The following is a 16919-nucleotide window of genomic DNA, read 5'->3' as shown; positions in this document are numbered from 1 at the left end:
TGATTAATCGTTGAATGATGCGGTTAATTTATCGTAGGCCTCTTTCCCTGCCTGCAGGTTTTTGCGCTTGGCTTCGATGGCTTCGGCCTTGTCGGGATAATCGGCCACATCGGGGAGATTGGCGAGGGCTTCGGCGTATTTGGTATGCTGCGCCAGTTCCTTTACCTTTTCCATCGTTTCGTCGTACAGCCTTTTCTTTTCGGCTTTGGCCTGTTTATCATCTTCGGGCGGGGTAAATAAATTATTCTCATCCTCTTTGTCGTCCTCGTCCTGTTCAGTCGCAATAGCCTTTGCGGTCTTATCTTTATCCGGTTTGGCGTTCTTTTTCGCCTTTTCCAGTTCCTTTTGATAGGATTCGATATTCGTGATCAGACCCACCGTCTGCTGAACAGGCTTCGCCAGTTCCTCAAAAAACCGTTCGTCCAGTTCTTCGGCTGTCGCTTTGAAGATCATGGGTGGCAAACCGGTTACGGCTTTTTCCTTTTTGAGTACCACCGATACCGTTTGCACCCCTGTTTCATCCTGATGGATATTGAGCAGGTAGTTGCCGTTAAAACCTAAACCTGCTATCTGCTGAAAAAAATTAGTTTTCATAAGCTTAAAATTTAATGGATTGAATACCTGCGAAGGCGAGTAAAAACAAGCCTGCCCACAGGCAAAGCGTAGCAATAAAATAAATAACCCGTTCAATGGTCATGATAAAAATGAACTTACTGTAGGTAGAGAACTGTTGCAGTCCCCCGATCCCCCTACGGTTAAACCTGCGCCTGCCGATTTGGTAGCGGATGGTAAACCCAAGGGCAAGCAACAGCAAGCCGATGGGAATGATATTATTATGATGCGTTGTCATTATTATCTTTCTAAAATTTCGTTACCGTATTTTTGGATATTTGCCGCTTTGGTTTCGGCGGTAAGAGGCAACACAAAGGTTTTTATGTATTCTTCCGGGGGCGTGCCTTTCTCCCTTTCCCGCCTTAACAGTTCATAGTCATCGGCGTTGATCTCGAACCACCGCAGTGGGCTTGTCCACGGATGGGCGAAGATTTCGGTGCGGTAACGTTCATCCCAATCCCGTGCATCAGCGACTTTCATCGCTACCACATCCCGGTCATTAAACAGTTCCCGGATGGCTGCTTTTACCATTTCGGGCGTATGTTCCGCTGTCGGGTACAGCACGAAAGCTGCGCCGTCACTGCTTACTATTTCATCAGTATACTCTATGCCATTGCGTGTTTTTTCGTAGCGTCTCATTTGAATTGAATTTTGATGTTAAGGGGTGTTGTTACCACCCCTGTTTTTTGGTGAATGACCGGATTTCTTTGAGGCTGATCTTATGGCAACCGACCTGTATAAATTTTGCGTTGATGCTCCTGACCTCGTAACTGTCCATCAGGCGCAAATTGCAATCGGTACAACCGCCTGCCGCAAGGGTATCCAACACCACCGCATAGAACTGCCTGCCGATGGCTTCGGGTATTTCTACCCGTTGGCTCGTTTCAATCCTGCGGGTAGCCGTGTTGTAGCGCAGGTAATCAAAACCGTCTGCGGTGGTCAGGTAATCGGCTTTAAAGCTGCGCCAGCGTTTCAGGTTGATCTTTTGGATACGAAGGGCTTCGATCCTTTTCTTTTTTAGCTGCGCATCCTTTAATTCGGTTTCCTGACGAACCATTTCCCGGTATTGTTCACTGTCATCAATGGTACCGGCCTGCCTTAAGGCCGCAGGTATGTCAATGGCGAAAAAGGCGGCGTACGATTCGGCGGCGGCGTAAACCCGTCCGATCTCCCAAACCAGTTTTTCAGGTTTACGGGAATACTCCAACCTTCCTGCGATCAGTTTGATTTGGTTATACCATTCTTCAAACATCATTTCCGCATCAAATTCCGGGTCAGGTACGCCGATCTGCTGAATATGACGGGATGCCTGTCTGACGAGTGTAGCTTGTGCCGAGGTCGATCTGCTGTAGGTCTTTTGAGTGACCAGTACAGCATGGCCGCCCCGGCTGTTATACACATGTCTGGCGATCAAAAAGTGATACCCATAGGAATAGATATTTTCCCCTTCAAAAAACAGGTTGCTTGCCTGACCGCTTTCCCCTATACCGTTCGCCCAACGGTGGGCGACTGTTGCGATATCCTTTACTCTTTCCCTTTTCATTACGCTTGTGGTTAAATCCGGTTAATACTTGTCGGTTGCCTAAGCCATTAATTGAATTGTTCGCTTGGTCTCAGCCCTTGTTTTTTATTACCTGCGGGTTTATCGTCCTGCTTCCCTGATCTGGTCAGCATATTGATTTCCTCGGTACGAAACCTTAAACCGGCCATCGGTTCGCCGTCACGGCTTACCCACGCTTCGGCGGTCATGAAGCCCGATAACTGCACCACCATGCCTTTCGTCAGGTAAGGCGCTATACCCTCACCCCGCCAGTAGGTGCAATCCACAAAGGCGGTTTCCTGCTTTTGCTCGCCCTGCGATTTGTAATTGCGGTTAACGGCTACCCTGAACCCGGTTACATTTTTGTCAGCGTTTACCGCTCTCACGGTAGCATCTGCTACCAATCTTCCTGTGATTTCCATCTTGTTAAAAATTAAATGGTTAAAAAATCTGTTCTATCAAGTCCATTTCGGCAAAACCCTCATTTGGCCTTTGATAGAGGCAGAATACTTGCGCGGGGGGCGAGCGGAACAAGGCTGCCGCAAAAAATACGACCCGGAGCGCAGCGCAGGTGTGGAGATTTTTTATAGCGGCACTTGCCTGGCCTTGGCCGCTGAAGAGGTGTAAATTCGCCTCCAGCAAAGGCTAAATGAAACAGCATATAAAAGCTAAGCGCAGTCCGGGAAAGGGTATGGAAAAGAATCTGGAGGTATCACCGGCAAGGATCTTAACCGGGCGAAAGAACGGCTGCCCTTCCGGCTACCGTTGCCGGACGAGGCACCCGGAGGGCCTGGTCGTAATTTTGCCGGATCATTCGCAAGAGCGGGGGGACGACATTTATTAGGATCAAACGGTCAGGGCAGGAATGAAAAACGAGCGCAGCTTTACCCGGCGGAACCAAGGGAGCCCGGTGAACCCGTGAGGCTGAAATGATGCGCTGAACGCGGACCTGACGTTCAGGTTTTTGCAACGCAAATACCTGAATATTTGAGCAAAACTGCTCAGTGATTGCAACGGCATCTTTTCACAGAAAGATAACATGGATAAGCAGGACCTGGCAGGGAAATGCAGCTTAATACGATAAACAAAATGAATTGACGGATTATTAATTTGTTTCGGTAAAGCAGCAAAGGGAAAGTTAGATAAAGAGATCTTTTATTACCGCTTTAAAGACAAACTGATCATATTTAAAATGTATTGAACAGCAGCTTCGTCATACCTGATACCGTACAAACCTTTCCCCTCAAAGCCTTTCGCTAAACGGCCTGATGTTAATAGTTGTGAAACTATTAGTTTTCCTTTGCCTTTGCCAAAACCCACCAATGCAACAGGGGTTTGCGTTAAGTTTTTAGCACAATTGGCCAGGCCTGTGAAGTTATCGGCAATGCCTTTTTCAGCATCGTGATAGCCTTTTGTTAAATCGGTGACAGTCACCGGCATATTGAGGTTAATGGACGCAGCAAGCGAAGGTGCATCCTGCACTAAAAAGTTCACTTTTTCTTTTAATTTCTTTTTCAAGTCAGGATCATCAGGCTGATCAGAAAAAATATAAAACCCTTGCAGTTCATAAGCATAATAAGGCCCGGATGTAATTTTTACTTCATTCGCACCTCTTGCTTTCCATTGGGCAACAAACGCTCCAGCACTTAAGCCCGAAAACTGCATATCGGCAGCAGGCACAATCAGGCCACCACGCAGGCCATTCCAGATACCTGTATAGGCATTAGGCATATTACCCCAAAGTTCGCGGTTGGCCTTATCAGGATGAATAAAACTCTCAGGCTCGGCTGTTTCTGTGAATTTGAGCAGGATACCGCCAAACAGATTATAAGAATTTATCCTGGGATCTGATACTTTTGCCACTCCCTGCAAGGGTCCCAGTTCGCCGGCTTTTTTGGGATAACCCTGCCCGAGTTGCCTGTCTCCAACATCCAGCATTACTACCGATCTGCCATTTGCAACAGCGGCCTGAAGCAAATCTGAGATATTCTTATCACCTTCAGCTAATTTATTCCAGGTTTGTTCAGATGTCAGGATTACGCTGGCATCAGCATCGCCCGCGTCAACGATCTTAATATGCCTTTCGGTGAAAAACTGCTTCAACTCCGGTTCATCACTAAATATACCTACGTTCACGTTCTTCAGATTTTCCGGCACCTCTGCCTTGAGCACCCTTATACTCCATTGGGATATCACGGGATATTTAACTGTTTGCGGCCTGTTCATCAATTCCGCTTTTACCGTATAGTCGCCTGTCGTGACAGGTAAATTCACAGGCACCCGCTGCACTTTTTTACTCAAGGCATCCATTTCGGCTGTAAACGCCTTGGTGAAAAATATTTTACCGGCTTTATTTTCTACCGTTAGTTTAATAGCTAAAACGGCTTTGGTATCCTCATCATTAAACAGATACACAGGCAGGCTAATATTTTGGCCACTTATAAAATCTTTATCCCAAATATCGATACTTACCGAACGCGGCGAGAAAGCGGCTGTTAAAGCATCCCAAACCGGTTTAGGCCTGGCATCTTTTAGTAATCCCATAAACCAGTTGTTGCCATCCTCATTACTGGCCAGGGCACAAAACGGCGAAAACCCGGCAGCATCGATACGCCGCCAATATTCAGCTATCCGGGCATTTGACTCTGCCTGGAATTGCAATCGTTCTTCGCGTGTGTTTTCACGGCCTAAAAATCGCAGAAAGCTTTCTTTAATTGCAGGATATTCGCCTAAATCACCTTTTTCGTTTAAATAATTACCGCCAAATTCATCGGCCATGATTGCTTTAGGAAAAACACCGGAATTGTCATAATACAAGCCTAAATTCTCAAACATACTCCACCAGTATTTATGAATGTGTATCACGTCCCGGTCTTCCAGCACAAGCGGCGGGTATTGTTTTAATAGCTCATCCAAAACGGTCCAGGCTGTCTTCAACTGCTCACCAGCCGTTTCATTATAGGGATGTATCAGAACAACTGATGGGTGCCGCATGGCAAGATCAAGCCAATTTTTATATTGAATCAGCAAGCTTTCCTTTGATGCGGGCATTCCATGAAAAAAACTCCACTCGAATTGCACAACTAAGCCGTATTTATCGCACATATCTAAAAATCTTTCCACAGGCAGTCCCAAATGGAAGCGCAGGTAATTAGCGCCATGGTTTTTAGATAGCATGATGATATTCCTTTTAAACCAGGCTGTATCATACCCTAACCCGCGCCCCTCTCCTGTCCGTACCCACCTGTGCCATACTACGGTTATGCCTTTAGCGATGAAACGTTTATCATTCAAATAGAATTGCTTATTTTTAACTTCAAAACTCTTGACTCCGAAAGGAATCACAGATTGATCGTTTATTCCGCCTTTGGAATTAACAATAGTCAATTTCAGATGATACAAATTAGGGTTTTGCGGTGACCAGCTTTTCAGTTTGGCATTAATAGCAAAGTCAACCGCATTATGATTGCCTGAAACGGGTGCTGTTTTACTGATCAGCATGCGCCCATTTGCATCAGCTATCTGGAGATTGGCTTTCCCTTTAAAACCATCGGCGCCATTCAAATCAAACTGTACATGAACGGTTTGGGCTCTATAATTTGTGAAAGGCACAATCCTGTTGATACTGACATCGCCGTGCAAATGTAAAATAACATCATCCCACAAACCGGATGATACATCGGAGCGCCATTGATCAGATTGGGGTATATAGGAAGCATCCGTTTGCGGAACATTACTCAGCGATGCCAGCGCAATCTCCATAGTAATTCTATTCCCTGGTCTCATACCTCCATTCTTAAGGATTAAAAATACCGGGCCCATGCCCCCTTCCTGCTGGCCGTCGAGTTTACCGTTAATATAAACCTGCGGACGGAAGCGCGCACCTTTTAGCTCGAGTGTTGCGCTGGTCCAGTTTCCTTCAGGCAGCCTGATTTCTTTTTTGTACCATAATGTGTCTTCGCCGATATGGGTTGGATCGGTAGCAATACCGGGTACCGTTACGGTTTGGGTATACCTGCGGGCGAAACCCATTTCCCACTTGCCATTAAGTGAAAGTGTTTTTATCCCGTTATCACCTTGTGCAAGTGAGCCTATCGGAAAGAATATTATTAAAGCAAAAACCAATACTATACTTTTTCCAAGATTTTTCATTCCTCTTATTTAGGTAGGTTGACAGGTTACTATAGATTGTTAATTGTCAAGATAATTTATTTCGGATTATCAAGCTGATCTTATTTAAAGCCTTTAAGGTGTCGGGCTATAGTTTTCATGGCCTTATCCGGATTTTGGCTGTTACGCGGGTAGTAGTAATAAATGAGATGGTCTACATCGCTGTCAATAATTTCGGGCAGACGCCTATTCATCAATGCAATATCCGCTTCCATTAAGTTATGATTTTCTATTAACCATAAACTCTTTTTCTGGTTATCATGCGCCGCGCTTAAATAGCGCCCGCCATTACCCAACAGCACTTTGCCCGGGCTTTCCAGCTTGCCGCCGTCTTCATTTCGCCAGGGGCGGCCATCGCATCCGTAATAATCAAGGGCAGCGGTTTTTGCACCTTCAGTTACTATAATATCGGGCGAATCGGCGTAGGAGAACAAACAAGTGGTTATTTCAGGATGGGTAAATTTAATGTGTTTATTGATATCCGAAAAGAAATCAACAACCGCTTTTACGCTATCATTAAATGTAGCATCCTTACCCATATTTGCAATAGCCCTGTACGAATAATCCATCGTAAATGCCTTCGGTTCATCCCAAATCACACCTTTTAAAGGCCATAACCCGAACGCTTTATCCAGCGAAGACTTAAAGAATGAAGCTGTTTCCGGATAATGCACGCTACTGATCACACCTGATACATCATTGTAAGCTGGCGTGCCATCTTTTTTCAGGATCCATGTTTGTGGGTTCCTGACTGAAAAAAGGCTGGGTACTTTGGGTGCACCTGCTGTAATACCGCCCCACCTTGATGGAACAGCGTATACCTGAATGTTAAGTTTTTCGGCTTCGTTACATATAATTTGTACGTTTTCTACAGCAGCAAACAGGTCCTGCTCCAGTATGGCTACTGAAACCACATTGGTGCCTATATCGGCCATCCATTGGAGATCTTCTTTAATTTGTCTTGGCACAATGGTATACATATGTGCCCGCAGGTAATAAGCATTCAGTATTTTGGTGCGGTATTTATTCGCAAGCGGGGGCGCAGCACCGGGTATTCCCGGTAATAGTGACATTCCGGCCGAAGCTAAGGCAGCGTCTTTGATAAAATCTCTTCTTTTCATTCAGTTAAAAACAACATTGGGCGCAGACGCTGCAATATAATCAGGTTAAAAATACAATACCAGTAATTATCCCTGAAAACGGTGGAAAGACCAAAAGCAGCGCAGACCGTATCATTACTCCGGGCCCGGAACGCATGTACGCCAAAGCGCGATTGCGCTTTGGCAGAGGCTGAAGGGCCCGGTAATTCTGTTATAAATCTCATCCGGGAGAGGTGGCCGGCCTGATCATTGACGCAGCAACACATGGCCCGGTTAACTAAATATAAGTATCCAAAATGTTTCACAACATGCCGATCCCGGATGGCCGCGGTCCAAAGAAAGACTGTCGTTTGCAGTATAATAACAAAAGGCAGCTAAGCTCAATTAGCCCGGACTTAAGCCATCAATATTTCTTTTACATCAAGCACCAGTCAAAGATAGCGGCGTTTTATATCATGGATGCGAGGGTTACAAACGCTTTATCTTAATGTTCTTCAGCCAAACCTTTTGCCCATGATGCTGAAACATAATGTGCCCGCTGGTTGATTTGGCAAAATTGGGATTGGTTTTATATTTACTGCGGCCGATCAAATCGTTCAGCGCCGCAGAGCCAAGCTCATACTCAACCACTTTACGCCCGTTGATCCATTGCTCCACATGGCCATGATCCACCAATAACCGCGCCGTATTAAATTCACCAACCGGTTTAAGCTGTTTGTTTTGCGGCGCGATCAGATCATATAATGAGCCTGCGGAGCGCCTTGGTTCATGATCATTAAAATCAATATCGTCCAATAGCTGCATCTCAAAATTATCCAGCCAGTTGGGGCTGTTGCCATTGCCCGATTCATGGCTCGAGTTTTCGAGCACGTTATAAAAAATACCGCTGTTGCCGGCTTTTGATACTGCCCACTCCAGCGTCAGGTCGAAATTGGTATAGGTTTCTTTTGTCAGTAAATCAATATTGGGCACACCGGTTTGAGCAACCAAAGCACCATCCTCAATTTTCCATGCTTCCGATGGAAAAGCATCCATCTTGTAACCGCGAAGTTCGGTTACCGATTTGCCGTCAAAAAGGTAATGCCACTTGTTACTTTGCTGTCCATAGCTCATGCCTGTAACAGCACTTAACAGCATGAGCAAAACAAATATTTTTTTCATAAGCGTTTAAACCAGGTTCTTTTTAATATAAGTTATACTTTGGGTAATACTGTCATAAGGATCGGCAGGGCATTTATCCTGTTCCACAAAAAAGTATTGTAAACCTGCTTTACCGGCATGTTTAAATATCTTTTTAAAATCAATGGTACCGTTACCGACCTCCGTAAACATTTTGCTTGCTGTATTATCCATATCCTTGATATGCCATAAAGGAAAACGGCCCGGGTGCTCATTGATAAGTGCTATAGGATCCTGGTTAGCTTTAGTTACCCAGTAAAGGTCCATTTCCATTTTTACCAGTTGCTTATCGGTATTGGCAAGCAGCGATTCATAAGGATATTTACCATCCTCCTGTATAAATTCGAAATCGTGGTTATGGTAGCAAAGCTGGATACCTGCTTTTTTACAGGTTTCGCCTGCTCTGTTAAAATCATCGGCTACTTTTTTATAATGATCTAATGATTCCCGTTCCGGCACCGAAAGAAAGGCACAAACCATGTACCTGACACCTGCGGCAGCGGCATCATCTACTGCCCTGCCCCAGTCGTTCAGGATAGTGCCTTTTTGTGATGATCCGTTTACCAGTTCTTCGCCCAAACGATAGTGGCAGCTGGGCATTACCAATCCGTTTTGTTTTAACAGCGCGGCAAAACCTGAAGGATCCAAACCATAAAATTTTTCGCTGCCGGTATAGGTGGCGCCCTCAACTGTGGTATAACCAATCCGGGCTACCCTGGCTAAAGTTGCAGCTGCATCTTGCTGCATATAATCGCGTACCGTGTATAATTGCAGGCCAATATATTTTTTATCGTATGCAAATAAATGCGGACTTATCAGCAAGCCTGCCGAAAGCGCCGCCGAAGTTTTTATAAATGAACGCCTGTTGATCATATTTTTATGAATTAGGTTTATTGAATTAATTGGATTACTTAAAATTTATCGTCATTAACTTCTATCCAGAAATTGTCCGGGTCCTGTAAATAAACTTGTTTAACACCATCGGGCCTCAATTGCGGTGATTTGGAGTCCCCTTTCCAGTTACCATATTTTACATGCAGTTCATCAAGGTGTTTGGCAAATACAGCGATGTCAGGTACCGAATAAGCATAATGTGTATTGATGTCATGCTCAAAAACTTCGGCCGCCCCCTGTATAACATGCAGCTGGCTATGTGCACCCGTCCGGAACCAAACATGTTTTCCATCATGAAATGGCTCCGGAATTTCCTGCAATTGCATTACGTTGCGGTAAAATGCGGCGCTTTTAGCAAGGTCTTTAACATACAGCGCATTATGATCTGCTTGAGGGCCGCTTTGAGCAAATGCCCGGCTTGCCGTTATTAACAGCGTTAATAAAGTAAAGGAATTTATCTTTTTTATCATGGCTTATTTTATTTTGGCTTTATTAAAAGCACCCCAAACGGGGTGCTTTCCCAATTTTCAGCTAAATCTCAATCAGCGGGTTAATTTTTCATTATAGTATTGTATCAACGTTTCTAATTAAAATATTTTAGTTTCTTAAGATAGTCAAGGTCATACCTGCAGCTTTCCAGGGCCGAACTGCTGTATTCTTCCTGTTCTACAAAAAAGTGTTTCAGCCCTGATTGCTTTACATGATCAAACAAGCCGTTGATATTTACATTTCCCTTTCCAAACTCGGTGCTTTGTTTGGTTTTGGCATCCATATCTTTTAAATGCCACAAGGGGAAACGTCCGGGATATTTATTAAAATAATATTGAGGATCAGCCCCTGCAGCAATTACCCAGCCCAGGTCAAGCTCCATTTTTACCAGATCAGGGTCGGTATGGTCAAGCAATACATCATACAAAGTTTGCTGTCCGTCCTTTTCAAACTCCGACGAATGGTTGTGATAACCGAATGTGATACCTGACTTTTTACAAACCTCGGCGGCCTTTAGAAATACATCCCCGCTGCGCTGATAATTGGCAACTGTTTGCCCGTTTTCCGGTAACACTGAACAGATCAGATACGGCTGGCCGGCCTCTGCTGCTTCATCAACAGATTGCTGCCAGTCGGCATCGATCCGTACATGCCAGCTGATCAGACTTATACCCAGATCAGTCGTAATGCTTTTTATCTCTTTGGGCTTTAAACCATAATAATTCCCTTTTTCGCTTTTGGCCGATTCGATTTCGTTATAACCCATTTTTGCAAGCAGCTTTAAAGTACCCGTTGCGTCTGCCATCATTTCTTTTCGCAGGGTGTAAAGCTGAATCCCTATTTTCCGGGTGGGCTTACCTGTTGCTTTAATTAATTGAGGTGCTAAAAATATCCCGGCAACTGCTGTGCCCGAGGTTTTAAGGAATTTACGCCTGTTATAGTTATCTGATATCATAAGCCGGTCTTTATTTAATGCTGTTACTGATAAAGGCGATGTGCTTACCATCCGGCGACCATGAAGGCGTGTTAATAGAACCCTGACCACCATAAACATAAGCGAGTACCCTGGGTTTCCCGCCCGCAATGGGCATCAGCCTGATATAAACATGCTTATATGGCGGGTGGATGCCCGGCTCAACTTCATCTTTGAGAAATGAAAGAAATACCATCCATTTACCGTCCGGCGAGATATGGGCAAACCAGTTATTAAAATCATCTGTGGTTACCTGCTCCTGTTCGCTTCCGTCAGGTTTCATCCTCCAGATCTGCATTAAGCCCGATCGTACGGAGTTAAAATAGATATACTTGCCATCGGGGGTATATTCCGGGCCGTCGTCAAGACCTTTGGTGGTCGTAAGGCGGATCTCTTTACCCCCGTTTACCGGCACCTTGTATACGTCGAACTCACCATCCCGTTCGCCGCAAAAAACAAGGCTTTTGCCATCGGGCGACCAGCCATGCAGATAAGAAGGCCCTTTAGGCGTGATCTGTTTCGGCGTGCCGCCGGTAACAGGAACGGTATAAACGATGGAACCACCCAGTTCTTTAACATTACTGCTTAAACCGATCATCTTGCCATCAAAAGACAGCACATGATCATTATTGTTATTTTTAACATTACCGGTGTTTAATAAAACCGGGGTACGCGAAGCCAGATCAAAATTATACAGAAGCCCTTTGCTGTCATTAAAAATAAGGCTTTTGTTATCGGGCAGCCAGTTTGGCGCTTGTATGGAATAAGGTACCGAATAAATAACTTCACGGTTACCTGTGGCAACTTCCATCAGTTCAAGGTCGCTGCCCAGGGTCATTTGTGTCCGCTGATCGGCTATGCCTGCAAAAGGCACTGTGATCTTCACATCCCTGAAAACACCGGTTTCGGCGACATCCGGATTGTGTGAACCCACAAAAAGCCCCACATATACCTCTTCGCCCAGGTCAAGGTCCGCTACCTGTTCGGTAACAAAAGGTTCGCCGTATTTGGCCATCCGCATGGTATAAGTATTTCCTTTTCTTTCCAGCTGGATAATATTGGCATGTGTAATTTTTGATCTGATCTCTTCGGTAGCAGCACCGGCAGTTCTTCTGAACTGTAAGGAAGTAAGCCCGTCGCCGTGTTCAACAGCGTTAACCTGGGCCGAATTTCCATCCAGTGATTTACGCACCATCCAGCCCACCTTACGGTGTTCTTCCACACCGTTCCAGCCAACAAATTCAGCGCGGGTGTACAGTATAAAGTCGCCCTTTATCTTTTTGTACACATAATGAAACTCATCATGATCAAACCAGATATTATAACCCGCGCCGGAAATGATGTATTGACGGCTTCCGGGCAGGTAAGTGCCGGAGCCGGGCTTGGTGTTGGCACCTACATCAAGTTGTCCCTCGAAAATCCCTATGGGTTGTTGCTGTGCCATGGCACACAGACCTGCTGATAAAAGGCAAATTGTACTAATAGTTTTGCGTAAGCTGGTTTTTCTCATTGTATATATTGTTTCATGTTTTAAAGACTTATGAATGCTCACCTATCCGCTGTTCCGCCAACAGCGGAGGTATTAAGTTCCAACGCCACTAACCGAAAGAAAGGCTGACTAATTTCAATTGATGAACAGATGGCAGCAATCCAAAGTAATTTGCCTTGCCGATGATGTATATATTTTAGTATTTGATATCATGCTCATCACCAAGCGAGATGGTTTCAGGTCGTTCATAAATCTCCCTCACTGCAGATTTTGAATTATTGGTCCATATAAAATTAGTCCACACCATAAACCATGACCACAATGGCTGCGCTTTCAATACGCTGGCGTTCGGCAATTCGCCAACTTCACTTAACGTTATCAGTTTGCCCTTCGCCAGCTTAAGCAATTCGGTGTAATCCTTCTGCTCGTAATCGGCGTGATAGATGTCTGTTCCTAAAATATCTACAAACGCTGCACCCGGATAAAATCCTTTATAGGAATAGGCTTCGTCCTCGGGCAAGTCCCTGGGCCCATTAGCTCCCCAAACCCATATCAGGTTATCTAAATGGTAATCATTAACATAGCGGTCATACATCATTTTCCAAAGTTTAGCTATACCGTTTTTGCCTGGCCGGTTTCCCCACCAGAACCAAACGCCGTTCATTTCATGATAAGGCCTCCACAACACAGGGATATGGGCATCCTTCAATTGCTTTAAATAAACAGCTATCGTGTCGATCTGGGCAAGCCACTTTTTATTCAGCGCTGTATTGGGGGTGGTTATCTGCGTCCATTCTTCATCTGTTATTTTTGCCTGGACACTTTGTTTAAAACCATATGGCGGGCTATCCATAGGACGTCCCTGGTGCCACATCAGCGCTATGATATAACCCTTTTTGTAATTTGCAATGGCCTGGTCAACCACACGCTGGCCGCCGCCCGCCGGCCCGGACCAAATAAAATCACTCCCCCATAGTGCCGGATATTTTCCTGTTAATGACTTCACGCTATCTAAAAAACGGTTACCGCCGCCATGCTCGCCCGATAAAATATATTTACCATTGATGCGATATAAATAGCTTAAAAGCTTTCTGGCTTCAGGCGAGGCATTTTTGTTGACAGGCTCAAACGGCTGGCAATAGCACTTTACTGAAAATAAAAGAAATAAAAAGAGTGTCGTTTTTCTCATTGTATATATTATTTCATGTTTTAAAAACTTTATTTAACTTCCACGCTAAATGCGTAAGGTGTATCGGCCTGGCAAACCAATTTTTTAATTATTATTCAGACTTTATTTATCGTTTGGTTATGGGTCAAAATTAATTTTTGCAGCACCAGTGATATAATTTGAGGTTACTTCATTACTACATCATAAGGCTGTTTATATCGCAAATCCTTATTTAAAGGCACGTTTTTTAGATTATTTAAGAAAATTTGGTACTTGTATGAAAAAAAGATGGCTCTTGTTTTTTTTATTACTGAAGTTCGGTCTTACCTACGGCCAAAACCCGATCGGGCTGCCTAATATCATTTCTTATTACAGGAGCGATTACAACGGTGGCTTACAAAACAGGGGGATTGTGCAGGATAAAAATGGCATCATCTATTTTGCCAACAGCGAGGGCCTGTTAAGTTTCGACGGTACTTACTGGAAACTTAACCCTTTGCCCAACAAAACTATTATCCGGTCTATAGCACTTGGCGAAAACGGCAGGATTTACGCCGGCGGGCAAAATGAGATGGGCTATTTTTTGCCTGACAAAGATGGTAACCTGGCATTTACTTCATTAAAGAACCTGCTGCCGGAAAAAATCACCTCATTTAAAGATATCTGGGATATTGTATCCTTTGATGATAAAATGTTTTTCCGTTCGCAAAACAATATTTTTCAGTTCGATGGCAAATCGATCACCGCGTACCAGCCTGTTTCACAATGGCAATTTTTAGGAACCTGCAATAATCAGCTTATAGCCCAGGATGCAAAAAAAGGCCTTTTTCAATTTTCAAACGGAGAATGGGCACCCTTACCAATAAATGAATCAATGCCGCAGTACCTGGCTGTTACCGGTTTGCTGCATTTAAACAAAGACAGTATTCTAATCAACACGCTGAAAAAAAGCCTGTTTATTTTAGCACATCAAACGGTAAGCCGTTTTAGATTTAAAGATGCCGACCCTTTTCTTGATCAGCAGATCATGTGCGCCATGATGATGGATAATGGGCACATCGCCGTTGGCACGCATATGGGTGGCTTGTACATTATCGATAAACAAGGGCGTATCCTTCAAAATTTCACCCGCAAAGAAGGCCTGCAAAATAATACCGTATTAAGTTTATTTTTAGATAAGGACCGGAACCTGTGGATGGGGCTTGATAACGGGATCGATTTTAATGCTTATAACAGCGCTATCAAGCATATCTATCCCGAAAAACTAAATGAGGGTGCCGGCTACAGTTCTATATTGTTCGATCATACCTTATATGTTGGCACCTCGAACTGGCTATACCAGCTATCCGTTGATGGCCATGCCGACCTGAGTGATATTAACGGCACGTTTAAAACAGTTCCGGGAACAAAAGCATCGGCATGGGGACTCTTTAAAGTAAACGACAATTTGTTACTGGCGCATCATGAAGGTGCTTTTCAAATAAAAAACAAAAAGGCCTATCCCATAAGTACCCGTTTTGGTTACTGGAACTTTACGCCGTATGATAAGGTATTACCATCGTCAACCATTGTGGCCGGCGGCTATAACGGCCTCGACCTGATCAGGTACAGCAATAATGCTTTTGTACAGGACCGGTCGATCAACTTTAATGAATCATCCCGTTTTGTTATTGTACAAAACCATACCGCATGGGTAGCGCATACGTACAAAGGGATTTATAAAATAGCGCTCAGCCTGCCCGGCCAATCCAGCGCGAAATTGTATAATCACCATAACGGTCTGCCTTCTGATTTAAAAAACCGCCTTTTCCATATCAGGAACCGCATGGTTGTGGCTACCGAAAAAGGCATCTATGAATACAACGCCGGTACCGACAGGTTTGAAGCCTCTACCTATTTTGAGCCCATTTTTAAAAATAAAGCATTGTGTTATCTGAAGGAAGATGCCGGCGGCAATATCTGGTTTATCGAAGAAAAGAAACTGGGCGTAGTTGATTTTTCAGCGCATAAACCCCGTTTGATCTATTTCCCTGAACTTAACGGTAAACTGGTGAGCGACTTTGAGAACATCTATCCTTTAAATGACGAGAATATATTCGTAGGCGCTGAAAAGGGATTTTACCATATCAATTATAGGAAATACAAGGCTAACAAGAGTTTAATCAGGGTGTTGCTCCGGCAGGTAAGGGCTTCGGGCGACGCTGACAGCGTTTTAAACGGCGGATATCGAATAGCAGCCTTTAACAGCCCGGACGAAAAGAATACCGTCAAAAAACTGCGCATCAAACAAAACACCCTGCATTTCGAGTACTCCTCGCCTTCGTTCCAAAAGCAATCAAATATTGAGTACAGCTGTTTATTAAAGAATTTTGACCACGAATGGTCGGCCTGGTCAAGACGGACAGAAAGAGATTACACCAACCTGCCTGAGGGCACTTATACCTTTCAAATTAAGGCAAGAAGTAACCTGGGCGACGAATCGGACCTTACAAGTTATACGTTTACCATATTGCCTCCATGGTACCGTACCACATGGGCCTATTGTATATATGGTATATTGCTTATTGTGTTTAATTATTTGTTCTACAAATGGCTTAAAAGAAAATTCCTCCGCCAGAAACAAAAATATGAAGAAGAACAAAAACGATTGAAATACCTGCACCAGCTGGAAATGGAAAAATCAGAAAAGGAGATCATTGCCCTCAAAAATGAAAAGCTGGAATCAGAAATATTAGGTAAAAACTCCGAGCTGGCCTCTGTGGCTTTGCACCTGCTGCAAAAAAGCGAATTGTTAGGCAAAATAAGGGAAGAGCTGGTACACCTGCGCAAATCAAGCGATGATATGCCATCCGAAGAACTAAAAAAGATGATCAGGATCCTGAACCAGGAAAGTAAAATGGATAAAGAATGGGATCAGTTCGCCGAGTATTTTGATAACACGCACAGCGATTTTTTAAAAGCAGTCAAAGAAGCTCATCCCTTATTAAGCGCGCATGAGCTTAAGCTTTGCGCTTATTTAAGGATGAACTTATCCAGTAAGGAAATAGCGCAGCTCATGAACATATCCGTACGTGGGGTTGAAATAAGCAGGTACCGGCTGCGTAAAAAGCTGCAGGTGCCTACCGAAACAAATCTTGGCAACTATTTTTCTGAAATGTCTTCCTTAAAAAAGGATCCTATAGGTCAGCATTAATCAACATTTCACTACGTCACCTATACTTCATTTGCACAAATAGGATATAGCGGTATTTGGAATTTGGGGTATCATGTTAATTTTACTTAACTAATTAACAGGAAACTTTTTA

15 protein-coding genes are annotated in these 16919 nt (G+C 44.1%); 2 read left to right on the top strand and 13 right to left on the bottom strand.

Going from position 1 to position 16919, the window contains the following annotated elements:
* Positions 1–3 precede the first annotated feature (3 nt).
* The 5 genes from FSB76_RS22550 to FSB76_RS22530 are packed head-to-tail and all read right to left on the bottom strand — an operon-like array spanning position 4 to position 2574.
* On the bottom strand, positions 4–594 hold the full coding sequence (locus tag FSB76_RS22550; RefSeq protein ID WP_147057377.1) for a PRTRC system protein E: 591 nt from the start codon (positions 592–594) through the stop codon (positions 4–6).
* 4 nt (positions 595–598) lie between these two features.
* Positions 599–850 carry a molybdenum ABC transporter permease gene (locus tag FSB76_RS22545; protein ID WP_147057375.1) on the bottom strand — a complete coding sequence of 84 codons (252 nt, stop codon included), beginning with the start codon at positions 848–850 and terminating at the stop codon, positions 599–601.
* A gap of 2 nt (positions 851–852) precedes the next feature.
* Positions 853–1251 carry a hypothetical protein gene (locus tag FSB76_RS22540; RefSeq protein WP_147057373.1) on the bottom strand — a complete coding sequence of 133 codons (399 nt, stop codon included), beginning with the start codon at positions 1249–1251 and terminating at the stop codon, positions 853–855.
* 31 nt (positions 1252–1282) lie between these two features.
* Positions 1283–2155 (bottom strand): hypothetical protein, encoded by an 873-nt coding sequence (locus FSB76_RS22535; RefSeq protein WP_147057371.1) that lies wholly within the window; start codon positions 2153–2155, stop codon positions 1283–1285.
* Between the two features lie 47 nt (positions 2156–2202).
* The gene (locus FSB76_RS22530) at positions 2203–2574 is read right to left on the bottom strand and encodes a single-stranded DNA-binding protein (RefSeq protein WP_147057369.1); all 372 of its coding nucleotides are present in this window, start codon (positions 2572–2574) and stop codon (positions 2203–2205) included.
* A 1-nt stretch (position 2575) separates the two neighbouring features.
* Here FSB76_RS22530 and FSB76_RS22525 point away from each other — a divergent pair, with 1 nt between their 5' ends.
* Positions 2576–2779 carry a hypothetical protein gene (locus FSB76_RS22525; protein ID WP_147057367.1) on the top strand — a complete coding sequence of 68 codons (204 nt, stop codon included), beginning with the start codon at positions 2576–2578 and terminating at the stop codon, positions 2777–2779.
* A 531-nt stretch (positions 2780–3310) separates the two neighbouring features.
* Here the strand turns inward: FSB76_RS22525 and FSB76_RS22520 are convergent.
* The 8 genes from FSB76_RS22520 to FSB76_RS22485 form a co-directional block, all read right to left on the bottom strand.
* Positions 3311–6304, bottom strand: a complete 2994-nt coding sequence (locus FSB76_RS22520) for a glycoside hydrolase family 2 TIM barrel-domain containing protein (protein ID WP_147057365.1) — start codon at positions 6302–6304, stop codon at positions 3311–3313.
* 80 nt (positions 6305–6384) lie between these two features.
* Complete coding sequence (locus tag FSB76_RS22515) at positions 6385–7443, bottom strand: hypothetical protein (protein ID WP_147057364.1); 1059 nt, start codon at positions 7441–7443, stop codon at positions 6385–6387.
* Between the two features lie 447 nt (positions 7444–7890).
* Positions 7891–8583 carry a 3-keto-disaccharide hydrolase gene (locus FSB76_RS22510; RefSeq protein WP_147057362.1) on the bottom strand — a complete coding sequence of 231 codons (693 nt, stop codon included), beginning with the start codon at positions 8581–8583 and terminating at the stop codon, positions 7891–7893.
* 6 nt (positions 8584–8589) lie between these two features.
* Positions 8590–9474, bottom strand: a complete 885-nt coding sequence (locus FSB76_RS22505) for a TIM barrel protein (protein ID WP_147057360.1) — start codon at positions 9472–9474, stop codon at positions 8590–8592.
* 38 nt (positions 9475–9512) lie between these two features.
* A complete protein-coding gene (locus tag FSB76_RS22500) occupies positions 9513–9965 on the bottom strand; it encodes a VOC family protein (RefSeq protein WP_147057358.1) in 453 nt (150 codons plus the stop codon).
* A gap of 113 nt (positions 9966–10078) precedes the next feature.
* The gene (locus FSB76_RS22495) at positions 10079–10939 is read right to left on the bottom strand and encodes a sugar phosphate isomerase/epimerase family protein (protein ID WP_147057356.1); all 861 of its coding nucleotides are present in this window, start codon (positions 10937–10939) and stop codon (positions 10079–10081) included.
* 10 nt (positions 10940–10949) lie between these two features.
* The gene (locus FSB76_RS22490) at positions 10950–12467 is read right to left on the bottom strand and encodes a TolB family protein (RefSeq protein ID WP_147057354.1); all 1518 of its coding nucleotides are present in this window, start codon (positions 12465–12467) and stop codon (positions 10950–10952) included.
* Between the two features lie 175 nt (positions 12468–12642).
* The gene (locus tag FSB76_RS22485) at positions 12643–13635 is read right to left on the bottom strand and encodes a glycosyl hydrolase (RefSeq protein WP_147057352.1); all 993 of its coding nucleotides are present in this window, start codon (positions 13633–13635) and stop codon (positions 12643–12645) included.
* A 256-nt stretch (positions 13636–13891) separates the two neighbouring features.
* Between FSB76_RS22485 and FSB76_RS22480 the strand changes: the two genes are divergently transcribed.
* Complete coding sequence (locus tag FSB76_RS22480) at positions 13892–16807, top strand: helix-turn-helix and ligand-binding sensor domain-containing protein (RefSeq protein ID WP_147057349.1); 2916 nt, start codon at positions 13892–13894, stop codon at positions 16805–16807.
* Positions 16808–16919 lie beyond the last annotated feature (112 nt).

Origin of the sequence: Mucilaginibacter ginsenosidivorax (assembly GCF_007971525.1) — a bacterium.
In the GTDB taxonomy this organism is placed as follows: domain Bacteria; phylum Bacteroidota; class Bacteroidia; order Sphingobacteriales; family Sphingobacteriaceae; genus Mucilaginibacter; species Mucilaginibacter ginsenosidivorax.
The sequence above is the reverse complement of the archived record's forward strand: the minus strand, read 5'-3'. Positions and strand labels throughout refer to the sequence as shown.

What these genes read in the sequence shown, in the direction of transcription:
- FSB76_RS22550 (WP_147057377.1), bottom strand. Translation starts at nt 594, where the DNA reads ATGAAAACTAATTTTTTTCAGCAGATAGCAGGTTTAGGTTTTAACGGC.
- FSB76_RS22545 (WP_147057375.1), bottom strand. Translation starts at nt 850, where the DNA reads ATGACAACGCATCATAATAATATCATTCCCATCGGCTTGCTGTTGCTT.
- FSB76_RS22540 (WP_147057373.1), bottom strand. Translation starts at nt 1,251, where the DNA reads ATGAGACGCTACGAAAAAACACGCAATGGCATAGAGTATACTGATGAA.
- FSB76_RS22535 (WP_147057371.1), bottom strand. Translation starts at nt 2,155, where the DNA reads ATGAAAAGGGAAAGAGTAAAGGATATCGCAACAGTCGCCCACCGTTGG.
- FSB76_RS22530 (WP_147057369.1), bottom strand. Translation starts at nt 2,574, where the DNA reads ATGGAAATCACAGGAAGATTGGTAGCAGATGCTACCGTGAGAGCGGTA.
- FSB76_RS22520 (WP_147057365.1), bottom strand. Translation starts at nt 6,304, where the DNA reads ATGAAAAATCTTGGAAAAAGTATAGTATTGGTTTTTGCTTTAATAATA.
- FSB76_RS22515 (WP_147057364.1), bottom strand. Translation starts at nt 7,443, where the DNA reads ATGAAAAGAAGAGATTTTATCAAAGACGCTGCCTTAGCTTCGGCCGGA.
- FSB76_RS22510 (WP_147057362.1), bottom strand. Translation starts at nt 8,583, where the DNA reads ATGAAAAAAATATTTGTTTTGCTCATGCTGTTAAGTGCTGTTACAGGC.
- FSB76_RS22505 (WP_147057360.1), bottom strand. Translation starts at nt 9,474, where the DNA reads ATGATCAACAGGCGTTCATTTATAAAAACTTCGGCGGCGCTTTCGGCA.
- FSB76_RS22500 (WP_147057358.1), bottom strand. Translation starts at nt 9,965, where the DNA reads ATGATAAAAAAGATAAATTCCTTTACTTTATTAACGCTGTTAATAACG.
- FSB76_RS22495 (WP_147057356.1), bottom strand. Translation starts at nt 10,939, where the DNA reads ATGATATCAGATAACTATAACAGGCGTAAATTCCTTAAAACCTCGGGC.
- FSB76_RS22490 (WP_147057354.1), bottom strand. Translation starts at nt 12,467, where the DNA reads ATGAGAAAAACCAGCTTACGCAAAACTATTAGTACAATTTGCCTTTTA.
- FSB76_RS22485 (WP_147057352.1), bottom strand. Translation starts at nt 13,635, where the DNA reads ATGAGAAAAACGACACTCTTTTTATTTCTTTTATTTTCAGTAAAGTGC.
- FSB76_RS22480 (WP_147057349.1), top strand. Translation starts at nt 13,892, where the DNA reads ATGAAAAAAAGATGGCTCTTGTTTTTTTTATTACTGAAGTTCGGTCTT.